This window comes from Erwinia wuhanensis, from assembly GCF_030484085.1.
GTDB lineage: Bacteria > Pseudomonadota > Gammaproteobacteria > Enterobacterales > Enterobacteriaceae > Erwinia > Erwinia aeris.
In genome coordinates this window covers 392,693-408,940 of sequence record NZ_JAUJUH010000002.1, presented here as the reverse complement: position 1 = coordinate 408,940, position 16,248 = coordinate 392,693, and the positions used below count along the sequence as shown (strand labels likewise).

Annotated in this window: 16 protein-coding genes; 11 read left to right on the top strand and 5 right to left on the bottom strand. The window is 56.2% G+C overall.

Annotation, left to right across the window (positions count from 1 at the left end; all coding sequences use genetic code 11):
- Nucleotides 1–25: 25 nt before the first annotated feature.
- Both chiP and QZH36_RS06360 read left to right on the top strand, forming a co-directional pair.
- The gene (gene chiP / locus QZH36_RS06365; protein ID WP_394150294.1) at nucleotides 26–1,429 is read left to right on the top strand and encodes a chitoporin ChiP; all 1,404 of its coding nucleotides are present in this window, start codon (nucleotides 26–28) and stop codon (nucleotides 1,427–1,429) included.
- Between the two features lie 102 nt (nucleotides 1,430–1,531).
- Complete coding sequence (locus QZH36_RS06360) at nucleotides 1,532–4,189, top strand: beta-N-acetylhexosaminidase (protein WP_301729838.1); 2,658 nt, start codon at nucleotides 1,532–1,534, stop codon at nucleotides 4,187–4,189.
- Between the two features lie 58 nt (nucleotides 4,190–4,247).
- On the opposite strand, the gene fur is transcribed toward QZH36_RS06360, so the two are convergent.
- The 4 genes from fur to ybfF all read right to left on the bottom strand — a co-directional run bounded on the left by fur (nucleotide 4,248) and on the right by ybfF (nucleotide 6,903).
- Nucleotides 4,248–4,691 carry a ferric iron uptake transcriptional regulator gene (gene fur / locus QZH36_RS06355; RefSeq protein ID WP_253454897.1) on the bottom strand — a complete coding sequence of 148 codons (444 nt, stop codon included), beginning with the start codon at nucleotides 4,689–4,691 and terminating at the stop codon, nucleotides 4,248–4,250.
- Nucleotides 4,692–5,039: 348 nt separating this feature from the next.
- Nucleotides 5,040–5,570, bottom strand: a complete 531-nt coding sequence (gene fldA / locus QZH36_RS06350; protein ID WP_125288585.1) for a flavodoxin FldA — start codon at nucleotides 5,568–5,570, stop codon at nucleotides 5,040–5,042.
- A gap of 141 nt (nucleotides 5,571–5,711) precedes the next feature.
- Nucleotides 5,712–5,993: a LexA regulated protein gene (gene ybfE / locus QZH36_RS06345; protein WP_125288637.1), complete on the bottom strand. Its 282-nt coding sequence runs from the start codon at nucleotides 5,991–5,993 to the stop codon at nucleotides 5,712–5,714.
- A 145-nt stretch (nucleotides 5,994–6,138) separates the two neighbouring features.
- A complete protein-coding gene (gene ybfF / locus QZH36_RS06340) occupies nucleotides 6,139–6,903 on the bottom strand; it encodes an esterase (RefSeq protein ID WP_253454896.1) in 765 nt (254 codons plus the stop codon).
- A gap of 236 nt (nucleotides 6,904–7,139) precedes the next feature.
- Here ybfF and seqA point away from each other — a divergent pair, with 236 nt between their 5' ends.
- The 6 genes from seqA to QZH36_RS06310 all read left to right on the top strand — a co-directional run bounded on the left by seqA (nucleotide 7,140) and on the right by QZH36_RS06310 (nucleotide 13,538).
- Nucleotides 7,140–7,694 carry a replication initiation negative regulator SeqA gene (seqA, locus tag QZH36_RS06335; RefSeq protein ID WP_253454895.1) on the top strand — a complete coding sequence of 185 codons (555 nt, stop codon included), beginning with the start codon at nucleotides 7,140–7,142 and terminating at the stop codon, nucleotides 7,692–7,694.
- Between the two features lie 24 nt (nucleotides 7,695–7,718).
- Nucleotides 7,719–9,359, top strand: a complete 1,641-nt coding sequence (pgm, locus tag QZH36_RS06330; RefSeq protein WP_253454894.1) for a phosphoglucomutase (alpha-D-glucose-1,6-bisphosphate-dependent) — start codon at nucleotides 7,719–7,721, stop codon at nucleotides 9,357–9,359.
- Between the two features lie 475 nt (nucleotides 9,360–9,834).
- Nucleotides 9,835–10,041, top strand: a complete 207-nt coding sequence (locus QZH36_RS06325; protein ID WP_253454893.1) for a DUF2517 family protein — start codon at nucleotides 9,835–9,837, stop codon at nucleotides 10,039–10,041.
- A 299-nt stretch (nucleotides 10,042–10,340) separates the two neighbouring features.
- The gene (locus tag QZH36_RS06320) at nucleotides 10,341–11,297 is read left to right on the top strand and encodes a YbgA family protein (protein WP_253454892.1); all 957 of its coding nucleotides are present in this window, start codon (nucleotides 10,341–10,343) and stop codon (nucleotides 11,295–11,297) included.
- Nucleotides 11,298–11,311: 14 nt separating this feature from the next.
- A complete protein-coding gene (gene phrB, locus QZH36_RS06315) occupies nucleotides 11,312–12,730 on the top strand; it encodes a deoxyribodipyrimidine photo-lyase (protein WP_301729837.1) in 1,419 nt (472 codons plus the stop codon).
- Nucleotides 12,731–12,794: 64 nt separating this feature from the next.
- Nucleotides 12,795–13,538, top strand: coding sequence for a type 2 GTP cyclohydrolase I (locus QZH36_RS06310; RefSeq protein WP_301729836.1), 744 nt, complete (start codon nucleotides 12,795–12,797; stop codon nucleotides 13,536–13,538).
- 47 nt (nucleotides 13,539–13,585) lie between these two features.
- Here the strand turns inward: QZH36_RS06310 and QZH36_RS06305 are convergent, their stop codons facing one another.
- Nucleotides 13,586–13,771 (bottom strand): hypothetical protein, encoded by a 186-nt coding sequence (locus QZH36_RS06305; RefSeq protein WP_253454889.1) that lies wholly within the window; start codon nucleotides 13,769–13,771, stop codon nucleotides 13,586–13,588.
- 144 nt (nucleotides 13,772–13,915) lie between these two features.
- Here QZH36_RS06305 and pxpB point away from each other — a divergent pair, with 144 nt between their 5' ends.
- From pxpB to pxpA, 3 genes are read left to right on the top strand one after another with little or no spacing between them, the layout of a single operon-like run.
- On the top strand, nucleotides 13,916–14,572 hold the full coding sequence (gene pxpB, locus QZH36_RS06300; protein ID WP_253454888.1) for a 5-oxoprolinase subunit PxpB: 657 nt from the start codon (nucleotides 13,916–13,918) through the stop codon (nucleotides 14,570–14,572).
- Nucleotides 14,566–15,498 (top strand): 5-oxoprolinase subunit PxpC, encoded by a 933-nt coding sequence (pxpC, locus tag QZH36_RS06295; protein ID WP_253454887.1) that lies wholly within the window; start codon nucleotides 14,566–14,568, stop codon nucleotides 15,496–15,498. Before pxpB ends, pxpC begins: the two co-directional genes overlap by 7 nt.
- A complete protein-coding gene (gene pxpA / locus QZH36_RS06290; RefSeq protein WP_301729835.1) occupies nucleotides 15,488–16,225 on the top strand; it encodes a 5-oxoprolinase subunit PxpA in 738 nt (245 codons plus the stop codon). The genes pxpC and pxpA overlap by 11 nt, the downstream gene beginning before the upstream one ends.
- Nucleotides 16,226–16,248 lie beyond the last annotated feature (23 nt).

Below are 16,248 nucleotides of genomic sequence, written 5' to 3'. Positions count from 1 at the left end.
TATTTCTTTCGAGAAGGATTTCTCAATGCACTCTGTTAATTTAGCGCGAAAAGCGCTGGCGATGGCTGTCGCCTGCGGATCTGCTCTTGCCGGAAACTTTTATGTTCCTGCTGCTTCCGCCGCCGGGTTTATTGATGACTCGACGCTGACGGGCGGTATTTATTACTGGCAGCGGCAACGCGACAGAAAAGAGATGGATCCGGTTCATAATAAGTATGGCCAGTACACAGAAAATCTTCACCATTCAACTTTTAACGGCAGCCTCGATTTCTCTTCAGGCTATGCGGCCGATTTTATTGGTATAGAGCTGGGCGTGAATGGTTCGCTACAGCTGGCGGGAACCGGGCCTGCCGCGCCGAATGAAATTGCTTTCAGCAACGCAAAAAGCCGCTGGGACGAAAGATTTGATGGCGACGCCGACGGTGCTTCCTTTTATAAAGCCGCTATTAAGCTGAAGCATGATAATTATTGGTTAAGAGCCGGTTATATTCAGCCGCAGGGACAAACATTAATCGCGCCGCAATGGGGGTTTGTACCCGGCACCTATCGCGGATTTGAAGTCGGCTCGGTTTATGATTTTGACAATGCGGGCGCGCTTTCCCTCTCCTATATGTGGACGGATGAATATAAAGCGCCCTGGTATCGTAAAATGTATAATTTTCGTAAACCCGATTTAAAAACTGAAATAAAATATCTTCATTCCATCGGCATAAAGTACGATTTTAAAAACAAACTGGTGCTGGAAGGGGCGCTGGGCCAGGCCGAAAATTATATGGAGCAGTATTTTAGCAAAGTGTCGTGGGCGTTTCCTGTTGCCGGCAACGATCTGCATACCAGCTGGCAATTTTACGGCGCGCGTAATAAGGAACAGGGCGGCGTAAACAATATCAATAATGTTTATGATGGCCTGGCCTGGCTCCAGGCCGTGACGCTGAACTACAAAACCGGCCCGTTCGATTTTCGCGTTGAGGGCACCATGGTAAAAGCCCATGGCAACCAGGGCTTTTTTCTGGCGCGCATGACGCCGGTAGGGGCGACCTCCAACGGACGTAACGACGTCTGGTGGGATTCCCGCAGCGACTTTAACGCCAACGGGCAGAAGGCGCTGTATGGAGGAGTGATGTATGACCTGAAAGGCTGGCAAATGCCGGGCTGGGCGGTAGGTACTTCTTACGCTTACGGCTGGGATGCCCGTCCGTCCACGGATCCGATTTACGATCAAAGCATGCGCCGCCGCGAATCCGCCTGGAATATGGATCTGCGCTACACGGTACAGCATGGTCGCGCCAAAGATACGCAGGTCAACCTGCACTATACCCGTTACAAAAACCACTCTGATATCCCGAGCTTCAGCAACGGCTACGGCAATATGTTCCAGGATGAGAAGGACGTGAGGCTGACCGTGATCGCGCCTTTCACCGTGTTCTGATGCCCCATGCTGCCAGACCCGGCCGCGGCAAAAGCGCATCAGACGGGGAATAAGCGCTTTTCCGCTAACGGCAAAAAATTTAACTAGCGGATGAGGAAAGAGATGAAAAAAGTGAGATTAACACTGGTGGCGACAGCGCTGATGATGGCGATGGCCAGCGGCAGCGCCGTTGCGGATCAACGCGTCGTCGATCAAATCAGCCAGTTTGGCGTAAAGTATACCGTTAACGATAACCATGCCGCGCTGCACGACGTTGATTGTGCCGCGCTGGGGGCCGACTGGGCCTCCTGCAATCGGGCAACGATTACCTTAACTAACCCCGGCGAAGCGCTAACCAGTAAAGACTGGGTTATCTGGCTGCCCAATATTCGTCAGACGCTGCGGGTGGACAACGACCAGTTCCGCATGGTGCACGTGGTAGGCGATCTGACGCGGCTGGAGCCAACCGAAAAATTCAAGGGTTTCGCCGCCGGTGAATCGGTGGATATTCCCATTGTTAACGAATACTGGCAGCTGTTTATCACGGACGTGATGCCGCGCTGGTACGTTACTTCTGAAAACGCCCAGCCTAAAATCATTGCCAGCACCGATACGGAAGATCTGACCTCGTTTGTCTCGCCAATGGATAACTACTGGAAGCGGACGGCCGACGATCGCAACGTGTTGATGACGCCTGTCAGCCGCTTTGAAAAAAACAGTGATACGGCGCAGCTCGCTGGCGAAGCGCTGCGCGGACAGATCCTGCCGACGCCGCTGCATACTACCCTTCATGCAGAAGATGCCGATTTAAGCCGGGGCGTGCAATTCGAGCTGACCGGGCTTAACGCCGATTCTGCAGAAGCGGTAAGGGATCGTTTTGCGCTGCTGAGTCTGGCAGAAAATGGGCAGGGCTACGTGATTAAAAGCAGGCTTGCACCCGCCGCTTTCACGGGCAACGAGGCGGTTTCCGGCGCCTACAGGCTGAGCGTCCGCGCGCAGGAAGCGCAGGTAGAAGGTTTTGACGAGGCGGGCATCTACTACGGCATGATGTCCATCCTGTCGCTGCTGCCGGCCAGCGGCGAACAAAAGATCGCTACCCTGGACGTCACCGATGCGCCCCGCATGGCCTATCGCGGTATTTTTCTCGATATCGGCCGTAACTTCCACAGCAAAGAGGCGGTGCTGCGCCTGCTGGATCAGATGGCGGCGGTTAAACTCAATAAATTCCATTTTCATCTGAGCGATGATGAAGGCTGGCGTATTGAGATCCCCGGCCTGCCGGAGCTGACTGATATTGGTGCCAGACGCTGCCACGATCTGACGGAGCAGCGCTGTCTGCTGCCGCAGCTGGGATCCGGGCCTTTCGCCGACGCGCAGGGCAATGGCTATCTGACCCGCGACGACTACATTGCTATCCTGCGCTATGCCAAAGCGCGCGGCATCGAAGTCATCCCGGAAATCGATATGCCTGCTCATGCCAGGGCGGCGGTGATTTCTATGGAAGCCCGCTACAACCGGCTGATGAAAGAGGGTAAGACCAAAGAGGCAAACGAGTATCGCCTGGTCGATCCAACCGATACTTCGAACACCACCTCCGTACAGTTTTACGATCGCACCAGCTATCTGAATCCCTGCCTGGATTCCTCCATGCGTTTTGTTGATAAGGTGATTAGTGAAATTCAGGCGATGCATCAGGCGGCAGGCGCGCCGTTAACCACCTGGCACTTTGGCGGCGACGAGGCGAAAAACATCCGCCTGGGCGTTGGCTATACCGATGCGGCCAGTCCCGAAGCAGGCAAGGGCAGGGTCGATTTGAGCAAGGAAGATAAACCCTGGGCGAAATCGCAGGTTTGTCAGGCGTTGGTGAAATCGGGCAAGGTCGCGGATATGGATCATCTGCCCAGCTACTTTGGCAAAAAGGTCAGCGAGCGGGTAAACGCGCACGGTATTGAAAAGATGCAGGCGTGGCAGGATGGCCTGAAGGATGCGAAGAGCGCTAAAGACTTTGCGACCAGGCGCATCGGCGTTAATTTCTGGGACACGCTTTTCTGGGGCGGCTTTGACACCGTTAACGACTGGGCTAACAAAGGCTACGAAGTCACCGTCTCCAACCCGGACTATCTCTATATGGATTTCCCTTATGAGGTCAATCCGCTGGAAAGAGGCTATTACTGGGGCACCCGCTTCAACGACGAGCGCAAAATGTTCAGCTTCGCGCCGGACAATATGCCGCAGAATGCAGAGACATCGGTGGATCGCGACGGTAACTTCTTTGATGCTAAATCCGATAAGCCCTGGCCGGGCGTGTATGGGATTTCAGCCCAGCTCTGGAGCGAAACCGTACGTACCGACGAGCAGATGGAATGGATGATTTTCCCACGCGCGCTGGCCGTGGCGGAGCGCGGCTGGCATCGTGCTGCCTGGGAGCAGACTTACCAGGCCGGACGTGAGTATAAAGGCGGCCAAACGCGGCATGTCGATCGGGCGGCGTTGAATAAGGACTGGCAGCGTTATGCAAACCTGCTGGGCCAGCGCGAGCTGCCGAAAATGGATAAAGCCGGGATCCACTATCGTCTGCCGCAGCCGGGCGCACGTCTTGTCGCGGGCAAGCTGGCAGCCAATATCGCCCTGCCGGGCGTGGCTATTGACTACTCGCTGGACGGTGGCAACAGCTGGCAGCGCTATCATGACAGCGCCCGTCCGTCGGTTTCCGGCGAGGTGTTGATCCGCGCCGTCAGTAGCGACGGCAAGCGCTTCAGCCGCGTGGAAAGCCTGAAATAGGCGGGGCGCAGGCAAAAAAAAAACCGGCGAGCGATCGCCGGTTTTTTATTGAAATCGATTACTTATCGTGCAGCGTGTCGTCTTCACGGCAGTCGCCGGTGGCGCAGTGGCCGTAAAGATAGAGGCTGTGGTTGCTGAGTTTGATACCGTGCTTCGTCGCAATATCACGCTGGCGGGATTCAATAGACTCGTCGCTGAATTCGATTACTTTGCCGCAGTCCAGGCAGATCAGGTGATCGTGATGCTGCTGCTGGGTCAGTTCAAACACGGACTTGCCGCCTTCGAAGTTATGACGGGTCACGATCCCCGCATCGTCAAACTGGTTCAGAACGCGGTAAACCGTCGCCAGGCCAATCTCTTCGCCCATGTCGATCAGGCGTTTATACAAATCTTCCGCACTGACGTGATGGCACTCTGGTTCCTGAAGCACTTCCAGAATTTTCAGTCGAGGAAGCGTGACTTTCAGGCCGGCCTTCTTTAATGCGGTGTTATTGTCAGTCATGCGGATATTGTCCTGTTACTTTGCTGGTCACTAAGTGGCTGAGAAGCCGTGAGCATCGGTCGACGCAAAAGCTGAGCGTCTCATTATAGAACCGATGCCTTGAAGAAACCACAGCGGAGATGCAAAACCATCAGGGGATGTAAGGATAAGAAGTCGTTACGTCCGGAAAAGCAAGCACCCATTTACGCTGGGTTGTCAGTTCGCTCTGCCTGGTTTTCGGCGCCGCAGAAGCGGAGGCGGAGCAGTGCTATTCTACCGTTTTGACGGTAAAAGTTACAAATATGTATCTATCACTTCTATAGGAAAAACCATTGGCCCGCTGTGGATTCGTACAGCGGGCCAATGCTATCACGCTTCGAGAATATCCTGGAGCTGAAGCTCGTCAGAAATCTGTTTGACCCACTTTTCAACGCGTTCGTTGGTCAGCTCCGGCTGGCGATCTTCATCAATGGCCAGGCCAAGGAAATGGGTATCGTCCGCCAGGCCTTTAGAGGCCTCGAAATCATAGCCTTCTGTCGGCCAGTGGCCGACGATCACCGCGCCGTTAGGCTCGATAATGTCGCGAATGGTGCCCATCGCGTCGCAGAAATATTCCGCGTAATCTTCCTGATCGCCGCAGCCAAACAGCGCGACCAGCTTGCCGTTGAAGTCGATCTCTTCCAGCGTAGGGAAGAAATCATCCCAGTCGCACTGCGCTTCACCGTAGTACCAGGTCGGGATGCCCAGCAGCAAAATATCAAAGGCTTCAAGGTCTTCTTTGCTGCTTTTAGCGATATCATGAACTTCAGCCACCTCTTTACCGAGCTGCTTCTGGATCATTTTTGCAATGTTTTCCGTATTGCCCGTATCGCTGCCAAAGAAAATGCCTACGATTGCCATGAGTTTAATAACCTCTTGAAACTTAATGATATGCGGCGGCTAGCCTGAAAATGTTAAGGGCAATAATAGCAGACAGCAACAGGGGGATAAACGGCTAATCCGCCTGCATTTGTCGCTTTGTGCTTTACCGTAGCGCGTGCTTCAGCGCTCAGGCCTGGCTAACTGCGCCATGACCATCTCTTCTATCAGTTCGCTGCGGCTCATATTACGCTGCTCGGCGAGCTGGTTCAGGGCGTCAACTGCGTCACTGTTCATTTTCAGTTCTACGCGCTTCAGCCCGCGCACTTTATCACGCTTAAGCTGGTTGCGTTTGTTAATGCGCAACTGCTCATCACGTGCCAGTGGATTGGTTTTGGGTCGTCCCGGTCGACGCTCGTCTGCGAACAGATCGATCGTGGTGCGGTCCGTGTTTTCTTTTGCCATAGAATCGTGATACTGAAGGCTGGAGTTCTGATGGATTGAGCCGTTAGCGTTTGCGGCCGGTGCCGTCGACAAATTTTAGCGCGCCATCATACCCCAGCGAAAGTCGCGACGACAATTATTTAGCCTTTTACTGAAACATTTGTTTTCACAGGGCAAAAAAACGGCGGATGGCGCGCAAAACGGCATCAGGTTTCTCGGCATGCGCCCAGTGACCCGCGCCGGTAATCACGTGGGCGCGGGCGGCAGGGAACTGGGCCAGCAGCGCGTCACGATACGCTTCCTGTAGATAAGGCGAATGTTCGCCCCGAATAAACAGCGTGGGATGTGGCCAGGCGGGCAGCGTTTCCCAGCCGATAATCCGATCGTAGTGCTGCCAGAGCGCCGGCACGTTGAAACGCCATTCGCCGTCCTGAAACGATTTAAGCAGAAACTGAATGACGCCTTCTTCCTCTATGGTCTGACGCATCAGCGCGGCGGCTTCGCTCCGGCGGGTAATGCCCGCTTCGCTGACGGCGGCCAGCGCGGCGAAAATCGCGTCGTGATGGCGTTCCCGGTAGGCCACCGGCGCAATATCGATAACCACCAGCTGCCCGACGCGTTCCGGGGCAAGGGAAGCCAGCGTCATGGCGATTTTCCCGCCCATGGAATGGCCTATAATATCAAACCGGTCGGCATCAAGCTCATCCAGCGTTTCCAGCACGTCGCGCGCCATTGCGGCATAGCTTATTTCATCCGACCTCGGCGAAAGGCCATGATTTCGGACGTCCACCTGAATAATGCGGCGATCCGCTTTCAGGTCGCGCGCCAGCACCCCAAGGTTATCCAGGTTGCCGAAAAGGCCGTGAATAAGCACCACGGGCGCGTCAGAAACGGTCGTTTGTTCAGATTGCAGGCGGAAATTCAATTTCATGGCAAACTTCTTACGGAGGAAACGAGGGGTTAGGTTATCATAAAACAGCGATTTTCTGCCGCCGCGACAGACCCGATCTTTTTACGGCATATTCCGACTTTTGTCCGCAATTGGGGCTGGCGCTACAACCCGGCAGGATTTAACTTTATAATCCTCGTGTTAGAGCTGGTCCGTCCGCGCCTGGGTAAAACAGGTCGCTAACCGGCTCTTATCAGCAATAATCGTACTGGATCAAGATGAAAACTATTGAAGTCGACGAAGAGCTCTACCGTTATATCGCCAGCCACACTCAGCATATTGGTGAAAGCGCCTCCGACATTTTACGTCGTATGCTGAAATTTTCTGCTGGTCAGGCAGCGCCGAAGGCACCTGCTGTTACGGCTGCGCCCGCGCCTGTCGCCAGCGTACAGGAAACCGTGGTGAAAGAGACGTCTCGCCCGCAGGATCGCGTTCGCGCCGTGCGCGAGCTGCTGCTGTCGGACGAGTATGCGGAGCAGAAAAAAGCGGTAAACCGTTTTATGCTGATCCTGTCGACTTTATACAATCTGGATCCCAAAGCATTTGCCGCGGCGACCGAGTCACTGCATGGTCGTACGCGCGTCTACTTTGCAGGCAATCAGCAAACCCTGGTACAGAACGGCACCCATACCAAGCCGCAGCATATTCCCGGCACGCCGTATTGGGTGATCACCAACACCAACACAGGCCGTAAACGCAGCATGATTGAACATATCATGTCGTCCATGCAGTTCCCGACGGAACTGGCGGACAAGGTTTGCGGCACACTCTAAACACAGCGTCAGGGAGAAGCGCCAATGGCCAGTCACCCCCGTGCCGGGCAGCCAGCACAGCAGAGCGATTTGATTAACGTTGCACAATTGACCTCGCAGTATTACGTCCTGCAGCCGGAAACAGGCAACGCGGAACACGCGGTGAAATTCGGCACGTCCGGCCATCGCGGTAGCGCAGGCCGACAGAGCTTCAACGAGACGCACATTCTGGCTATCGCGCAGGCGATTGCGGAAGAGCGCAAAAAGAACGGCGTTACCGGCCCTTGCTACGTGGGTAAAGATACGCACGCGCTGTCCGAACCGGCGATTATTTCCGTACTGGAAGTGCTGGCGGCGAACGGCGTGGATGTGATTGTACAGCAGGACAACGGCTACACGCCGACGCCTGCCATCTCTAACGCTATCCTTGAGCATAACAAGGCGGGCGGCGCGCAGGCTGACGGCATCGTTATCACGCCTTCGCACAACCCGCCGGAAGATGGCGGCATCAAATACAATCCGCCAAACGGTGGCCCGGCCGATACTAACGTCACTAAAGTGGTGGAAGATCGCGCTAACCAGCTGATTAAAGACGGCCTGAAAGATGTTAAGCGCATGGCGCTGGACGAAGCCTGGGCAAGCGGCCATCTGCAGGAAAAAGATCTGATCCAGCCTTATATCGAAGGTCTGGCGCAGATCATCGATATTCCGGCTATTCAGAAAGCGGGCCTGAAAATCGGCGTCGATCCGCTTGGCGGCTCCGGCATCGCCTACTGGCAGCGTATCGCGGAATATTACAATCTGGATCTGACTATCGTTAACGATTCGGTCGACCAGACGTTCCGCTTTATGCACCTGGATAAAGACGGCGTGATCCGTATGGACTGCTCATCCGAAAGCGCGATGGCGGGCCTGCTGGCGCTGCGTGATAAGTTCGATCTGGCGTTTGCCAACGACCCGGACTATGACCGCCACGGCATCGTTACGCCTGCGGGCCTGATGAACCCTAACCATTACCTGGCCGTTGCTATTAACTATCTGTTCCAGCACCGTCCGCAGTGGGGCAAAGAGGTTGCCGTCGGCAAAACGCTGGTCTCCAGCGCGATGATCGACCGCGTGGTCAACGACATCGGCCGTAAGCTGGTGGAAGTGCCGGTAGGGTTCAAATGGTTCGTTGACGGCCTGTTCGACGGCAGTTTCGGCTTCGGCGGCGAAGAGAGCGCGGGCGCTTCCTTCCTGCGTTTTGACGGTACGCCTTGGTCAACGGACAAAGACGGTATCATCATGTGCCTGCTGGCCGCCGAGATCACCGCTGTGACCGGTAAAAATCCGCAGCAGCACTATAACGAGCTGGCGGAGCGCTTTGGCGCACCAAGCTATAACCGTCTGCAGGCTTCTGCGACCTCCGCGCAAAAAGCGGCGCTGTCGAAGCTGTCGCCGGAAATGGTCAGCGCCGATACGCTGGCGGGCGATCCTATCACCGCTCGCCTGACGGCGGCGCCAGGCAACGGCGCATCAATCGGTGGCCTGAAGGTGATGACCGAGAACGGCTGGTTCGCAGCGCGTCCGTCCGGTACGGAAGACGCCTACAAAATCTATTGCGAAAGCTTCCTGGGTGCCGAGCACCGCGAGAAGATTGAAAAAGAAGCGGTAGAAATTGTTAGCGAAGTACTGAAAAACGCCTGATATCAGGGCTGAAAATAAAAGGCGCTAATTTATTAGCGCCTTTTTTATATTCCAATTTTGCCTGTTTCAGCATGTCCCGAATAATTCAGCCGATTTTAAAGCTGTGAACTTCCCTTATTCGTATACCCAAGCCGTCTGTTCCGGGAGTGGCTGCAACAAACAGGGCGCAGTGATAAAACAGCATCAAGCTTAAACAGTTGAACAATAATGCATTTACCCTGTACAAAACTGCTTAAACCCCTTCAGGCAGTGGCCATGCGGCTACAGGCTTGCTGCAACGGCGCGGGGCGGTGGTTATGGCCATATTTAAACAGATGCAATGTAACGCAGTTGTTATTTATTTAATTTAAATTAACTTTAATTTAACTTATTGCCTTTGCCCGGATAATTTTTAATTTAATCTGGTCGGATGAGTGGTAAATATATCGCCAGATCGGTATTATTTTAGCCAGACTTTTACTTTTCCGGAGGGCGTATGAATCTCTATCATCAATACTCGCTGCCTCATCTTCTACTGCGTCGGCTGGCAACGCTTGCGGTCGGTGTTGTCGCGCTGCCTTTTATGCTTTTTTATCGCGACCGCTCGCGCTTTTACAGCTACCTGCATCGCTGCTGGTGCAAAACCAGTACGCAGCCCGTGTGGCTGGCGCAGGCGGAAAGGGCCGCTGCCGATTTTTATTAATCGCGCCCGCATGCTTTAACGCCGCCTTATCCTCATGCTTTAGATTTTTCTTAATGCTCCGGTTTCGAGGCATGCTTCTTATCTTTCCACCGCCTTCAGACCGCTGTTAATGCCCCGTTTTAGGGGCATTTTTCTTTTCTTCCTGCCGCTTTGCCTTGTTCCGTAAGGTTTTTCGTGGGCCGGCCTTTTTTCGATAAATCACCGGTAGCAATTCTTTCCATAAAGTTGTACAACTTATTTTGTCTTGTACAGATTTAACCGCTACACTTAATGATGAAAGTAGCGAAGGGGAGAAAGGTATGAGTGAGAAAATTCCGGTAGGCATCAGCGCCTGCCTGCTTGGCGACAGTGTCCGCTTTGATGGCGGCCACAAACGTTGCGCCTTTGCCGCCGAAGATCTGGCGCCTTTTATGCGTTATGAACCGGTTTGCCCGGAAATGGCGATTGGTCTGCCCACGCCGCGTCCGGCCCTGCGCCTGACCGAAACGGCCGAAAATAGCGTTGAGCTTTGCTTCAGCAACGGGAAAGGCGATCCGCTGACCCAGGAAATGCAAAGCTTTTCCGAGAAAAAAATCGCCAGCCTGCATCACCTTTGCGGCTACATCGTCTGCGCCAAATCGCCCAGCTGCGGCATGGAGCGGGTGCGCGTCTACCAGCCAGAAAATAACAACAACCGTAAAGAAGGCGTTGGCATCTTTACGCGTGAACTGATGAAGCAAATGCCGTGGCTGCCGGTCGAAGAAGACGGCAGGCTGCACGATCCCGTGCTGCGCGAGAACTTTGTTGAGCGCATTTACACGCTGCATGAATTTAACCAGCTGTGGCGCAGCGGCCTGACGCGCGGCAAGCTTATTGCCTTTCACAGCCGCTATAAGCTAACGCTGCTGGCGCATTCACAGCCGGAATATCGCGAGATTGGTCGCTTTGTGGCGGCTATTGAGCAGTGGCCTTCACTGGAAGCCTTTGCTTTTGAGTATCGTCAGCGCCTGATGGATCTGCTGAAGCATAAAGCCACGCGCGGCAACCACACTAATGTGATGATGCACGTACAGGGCTATTTCCGACCGCAGCTGAACGCCAAACAGCGCGAGGAGCTGACCTCGCTGATCGATCACTATCGTCAGGGCTTACAACCGCTGCTGGCGCCGATGACGCTGCTCAAACACTATATGTCGGAATATCCCGATCCTTACCTTACCCAGCAACGCTATTTTGAGCCTTATCCGGAAGCGCTTCGCCTGCGTTACGGCCATTAATTACAGGGAAAGCTATGGCCACCCATCTGGTCTGGATGCGCAACGATCTGCGCATCCACGATAACTACGCGCTTTATGCAGCCTGCAGCGATGTCAATGCGGAAGTGCTCGCCCTCCATATTGCCACGCCAAAACAGTGGCAATCGCATGATATGTCACCGAAGCAGGCCGCTTTTATTTATCAAAGCCTGCACGATGTCCAGGGCGCTTTGGCAGAAAAAGGCATCCCGCTGCACTATTTACAGCGCGATGATTTTTCCGCCTCCGTTGAAGCGCTGAAAGATTTCTGCCGTGAGCATCATGTCGACAGCCTGTTTTATAACTATCAGCACGAAGTCAACGAGCGCCAGCGCGATGCGCAAGCGGAACGCGAACTGAGCGAGCTGGATATAGTTGTGCAGGGCTTCGATGACGGTCTGCTGCCGCCCGGCAGCGTGCTGACAGGCAATCGGGAAATGTTTAAAGTCTTTACGCCATTCAGCAAAGCTTTTGTTCGCCGACTGCATGAAGGGATGCCGGAATGCGCGCCCGCGCCCAAACCGCGCGCTCAGGCGCCGCTGGAAAAACTACCCGCTCTGGAACCATTTGATTATCCGCAGGAAGATTTTAATACCGACCTTTTTCCCGTAGGGGAGAAAACGGCTATCCAACGTCTGCGCGAGTTCTGTCAGCAGCCGGTCGCGGAGTATGCGGCCAGGCGAGACACGCCGGCCATTGACGGCACAAGCCGCCTGTCCGTTTATCTGGTTACCGGGGTGCTGTCGCCGCGCCAGTGCCTGCATCGCCTGCTGCGCGAGCATCCCGACGCGTTAGAAAACGACAAAATATTCAGCTGGTTTAACGAGCTTATCTGGCGCGAGTTCTACCGGCACCTGATTGTCGCCTGGCCCGCGCTCTGCAAACATCAGCCCTTTATCAGCTGGACAAAAAAGGTGCAATGGCAGCGCAATGATGACCAGCTGGCCGCCTGGCAGCAGGGCAAAACCGGTTATCCGATAGTGGATGCCGCTATGCGGCAGCTGAACAGTCTTGGCTGGATGCATAATCGCCTGCGGATGATTACCGCCAGCTTCCTGATTAAAGATCTGCTGATCGACTGGCGGATCGGCGAACGCTATTTTATGTCGCAGCTGATCGACGGCGATCTGGCAGCGAATAACGGCGGCTGGCAGTGGGCCGCTTCCAGCGGCAACGATGCGGCGCCTTACTTTCGCATCTTCAATCCTACTACGCAGGGCGAACGCTTTGATAAAGAAGGCGAATTCATTCGGCAATGGCTACCGGAACTGAAGGCGGTGCCCGTTCAGCATATTCACCAGCCGCATGAATGGGCGCGGAAAAACGGCGTTCAGCTCGATTATCCTCACCCCATCGTTGACCACAAAGAGGCCCGCAAACGTGCGCTGGCGGCCTACGAGGCGGCAAGGAAATAGCCGCGCGTTTTGCCGCCCTCTGCTAAAGTAGCCGCATTGAGAACGGCAAAAGAGTGTACGCCCTATGCAAAACAGTGAATTAGAAAACATCATTAACCAGCAGCTGAATACCGCGAGCTTCAGCGACTATGCGCCGAACGGTCTTCAGGTAGAAGGGCGCGAGCAGGTACAGAAAATCGTTACCGGCGTGACCGCCTGTCAGGCGCTACTGGATGAGGCCGTACGTTTACAGGCGGACGCGGTGCTGGTGCATCACGGCTATTTCTGGAAAAGCGAAGCGCCGGTGATTAAGGGCATGAAGCGCAACCGGCTGAAAACGCTGCTGGCGAACGATATCAACCTTTACGGCTGGCATCTGCCGCTGGACGCGCATCCCGAGCTGGGCAATAACGCGCAGCTGGCGAAACTGTTTGGGATTGAGGTCAAAGGCGAAGTGATGCCGCTGGTGTTCTGGGGCGAGCTGCAGGAGCCGCTGACGGGCGAGCAGCTTGCCGCACGCATTGGTCAGACCCTGCATCGCGACCCGCTGCACTGCGGCGATAACGCGCCAGCGCTGATCCGCAAAGTGGCGTGGTGCTCCGGCGGCGGCCAGGGTTTTATTGATGCCGCGGCGGCTTTCGGCGTGGACGCTTTTATTTCCGGCGAGGTTTCCGAACAAACCATTCACAGCGCGCGCGAGCAGGGCCTGCACTTTTTTGCGGCCGGACATCATGCTACCGAGCGCGGCGGTATCAAGGCGCTGGGTGAATGGCTGGCGGCACAGCATGGCCTGGACGTCACCTTTATCGATATCGACAACCCCGCCTGACAGCAGACAGGCGGCCCCGGTGGCCGCCTGTTAACCTCAACGCCCGCTTAAGGGTAGGGTGCGACTGAGATCACCGTAAACTCTGCCGCGCCGTGATGCTTCGCAATATCCTGGCGCACCGCGTCCTGTACGGCTTCCTCTGTCGGTTCGCCCTCGCTTTCCAACAGCACTTCTTCGGAATGCAGATGGCCTTCGGCCTGATGTTCGTAATGAATTTTGAATGTCGTGCTCATCGCTACCTCCTTTATGCAGAAACCGTAATAGTAGCCACTGTGTCGCGCCTGGCTAATCGATTATTGACACTTCTCTGACATTTCCGCATAACTGTTTCTTCTTTCTGGAAAACGGTGGCCTTATCAACGGGCCGGGAGAGTGTTTTGCAACGAGCACGTTGTTACCTTTCAGGTGAGCGCGCGGTAGTGCTTGAGCTGGAACCCCCTGTCTCTCTCAGCAGCCAGCAGCGTATCTGGGGCCTGTCAGCGCGCCTGACCGGCCGGCCGGAAGTCACGGAAGTCATTCCCGGCATGAACAATATCACGGTGATTTTAAGCAATCCGCAACAGCACGCGCTGGACGCCATCGAGTGGCTCCAGGGCTGGTGGGAAACAAGCGAAGCGCTGGTGCTGGAAACGCGGGATATCGCCATTCCCGTTATCTACGGCGGCGCAGCAGGGCCGGATCTGGACGAGGTGGCGCGTCAAAGCGGACTGACGCCGCAGCAGGTGGTGGAAGCCCACGCGGCGGGGCGCTATACCGTTTATTTTATCGGCTTCCAGCCCGGTTTCCCTTACCTGGCGGGCCTGGACGAGCGGCTGCATACGCCCCGGCGGGCGGAGCCGCGCCTGAAGGTGCCGGCCGGATCCGTGGGCATCGGCGGTAGCCAGACGGGCGTTTATCCGCTTGCCGCGCCGGGCGGCTGGCAGCTAATTGGCCAGACGAGTATCGCTCTGTTTACGCCTGAACAGCAGCCGCCGACGCTTTTACGTCCCGGCGACCAGGTACGCTTTATTCCGCAAAAGGAGGGCCTGTGCTGAATATTATTCGGGCTGGTATGAGTACCACCTTACAGGACGCAGGCCGTATCGGCTGGCGTCAGTTCGGCGTCAGCAGCGGCGGCGCGCTGGACTATCCGGCAATGGCGACGGCCAACCTGCTGGTCGGCAATGAGCAGAACAGCCCGGTGCTGGAAATTACGCTCGGCCAGTTCTGCGCGGAGTTTACCCGGGACGGCTGGATGGCGCTGACGGGCGCGGGCTGTAGCGCCGAGCTGGACGGCAAACCGGTGTGGACGGGCTGGCGCCTCGCCGTACGCAAAGGATCGCGCCTGACGTTGAAAATGCCGCAGCGCGGGATGCGCAGCTACCTGGCGCTGGCTGGCGGTTTTGCCGCCGTGCCCGTGCTCGGCTCCTGCAGCACCGATTTGAAAACGGGCCTGGGCGGCTTTGCGGGACGGCAGATTGAAGACGGCGACAGGCTGCCGCTGGGCGAACCCGCGCGCACATTCAGCAAACCGGCGGGCGTGCGCCAGCTGCTGTTTGGCAACCGCGTTCGCGCGATGGCCGGCCCGGAATACCACGAATTCAGCCGCGAAAGCCGGGAGCTGTTCTGGCGGACGGGATGGCAGCTCAGCCCGCAGAGCAACCGTATGGGCTATCGCTTACAGGGCCGCGCGCTGGTGCGCGAAGCCGGGCGCGATATGCTGTCGCACGGGCTGATCCCCGGCGTGGTGCAGGTGCCGCCTAACGGCCAGCCGATTGTGCTGATGGCGGATGCGCAAACCACCGGCGGCTACCCGCGTATCGCCTGCGTGATTGAAGCCGATCTCTATCATCTGGCGCAGATCCGTCTGGGCGAGCCGATCCATTTTGTGCACTGCACACTGGAAGAAGCGCTGCAGGCGAAGCGCGAGCGCGATCGGGTACTGGAACAAATGGCATGGGGATTAGCGCATGAAAATTGATTTAAACGCCGATTTGGGTGAGGGCTGCGGCAACGATCGCGCCTTATTACAGCTGGTTTCCTCGGCCAATATCGCCTGTGGTTTTCACGCGGGCGACGCGGAAACCATGCGGCAGTGCGTGCGCTGGGCGCTGGAGTATGGCGTGGCGATTGGGGCGCATCCCGGCTTTCCCGATCGCGAAAACTTTGGCCGCACGCGTATGGCACTGCCTGCTGAAACGGTTTATGCGCAGACGCTTTATCAGATTGGCGCGCTCCAGGCTATTGCCCGCAGCGAAGGTGGCAAGGTAACGCACGTGAAGCCGCACGGGATGCTTTACAACCAGGCCGCTGAGGACGCCTCGCTGGCGGAAGCTATCGCGCAGGCGGTCAGGGCTGCCGATCCGCACCTGATCCTGGTGGGGCTGGCGGGCAGCGAATCTGTTCGCGCCGCTAAATCAGCGGGCCTGACCACCAGAGAGGAGGTTTTTGCCGATCGCGGCTATCAGGCGGACGGTTCGCTGGTGCCTCGCTCGCAGCCCGGCGCGCTGATAGAGAGCGACGAGCAGGCTATTGCACAAACGCTCGCGATGGTGCAGCGGGGGAAAGTGCGGGCCGTCAGCGGCGAATGGGTCAGCGTCAATGCCCAAACCGTATGCCTGCACGGCGACGGTGCCCATGCGCTGGCCTTTGCCCGCCAGCTCCGTGAGGCGTTCGCCGCACGAGATATTGCAGTCAGCTACGGCTGACGTATCGCTACGGACGGCCCGCT

Bases quoted from the DNA above. Each gene is read 5' to 3' on its own strand.
- chiP (WP_394150294.1), top strand. From the start codon at position 26: ATGCACTCTGTTAATTTAGCGCGAAAAGCGCTGGCGATGGCTGTCGCC.
- QZH36_RS06360 (WP_301729838.1), top strand. From the start codon at position 1,532: ATGAAAAAAGTGAGATTAACACTGGTGGCGACAGCGCTGATGATGGCG.
- fur (WP_253454897.1), bottom strand. From the start codon at position 4,691: ATGACTGACAATAACACCGCATTAAAGAAGGCCGGCCTGAAAGTCACG.
- fldA (WP_125288585.1), bottom strand. From the start codon at position 5,570: ATGGCAATCGTAGGCATTTTCTTTGGCAGCGATACGGGCAATACGGAA.
- ybfE (WP_125288637.1), bottom strand. From the start codon at position 5,993: ATGGCAAAAGAAAACACGGACCGCACCACGATCGATCTGTTCGCAGAC.
- ybfF (WP_253454896.1), bottom strand. From the start codon at position 6,903: ATGAAATTGAATTTCCGCCTGCAATCTGAACAAACGACCGTTTCTGAC.
- seqA (WP_253454895.1), top strand. From the start codon at position 7,140: ATGAAAACTATTGAAGTCGACGAAGAGCTCTACCGTTATATCGCCAGC.
- pgm (WP_253454894.1), top strand. From the start codon at position 7,719: ATGGCCAGTCACCCCCGTGCCGGGCAGCCAGCACAGCAGAGCGATTTG.
- QZH36_RS06325 (WP_253454893.1), top strand. From the start codon at position 9,835: ATGAATCTCTATCATCAATACTCGCTGCCTCATCTTCTACTGCGTCGG.
- QZH36_RS06320 (WP_253454892.1), top strand. From the start codon at position 10,341: ATGAGTGAGAAAATTCCGGTAGGCATCAGCGCCTGCCTGCTTGGCGAC.
- phrB (WP_301729837.1), top strand. From the start codon at position 11,312: ATGGCCACCCATCTGGTCTGGATGCGCAACGATCTGCGCATCCACGAT.
- QZH36_RS06310 (WP_301729836.1), top strand. From the start codon at position 12,795: ATGCAAAACAGTGAATTAGAAAACATCATTAACCAGCAGCTGAATACC.
- QZH36_RS06305 (WP_253454889.1), bottom strand. From the start codon at position 13,771: ATGAGCACGACATTCAAAATTCATTACGAACATCAGGCCGAAGGCCAT.
- pxpA (WP_301729835.1), top strand. From the start codon at position 15,488: ATGAAAATTGATTTAAACGCCGATTTGGGTGAGGGCTGCGGCAACGAT.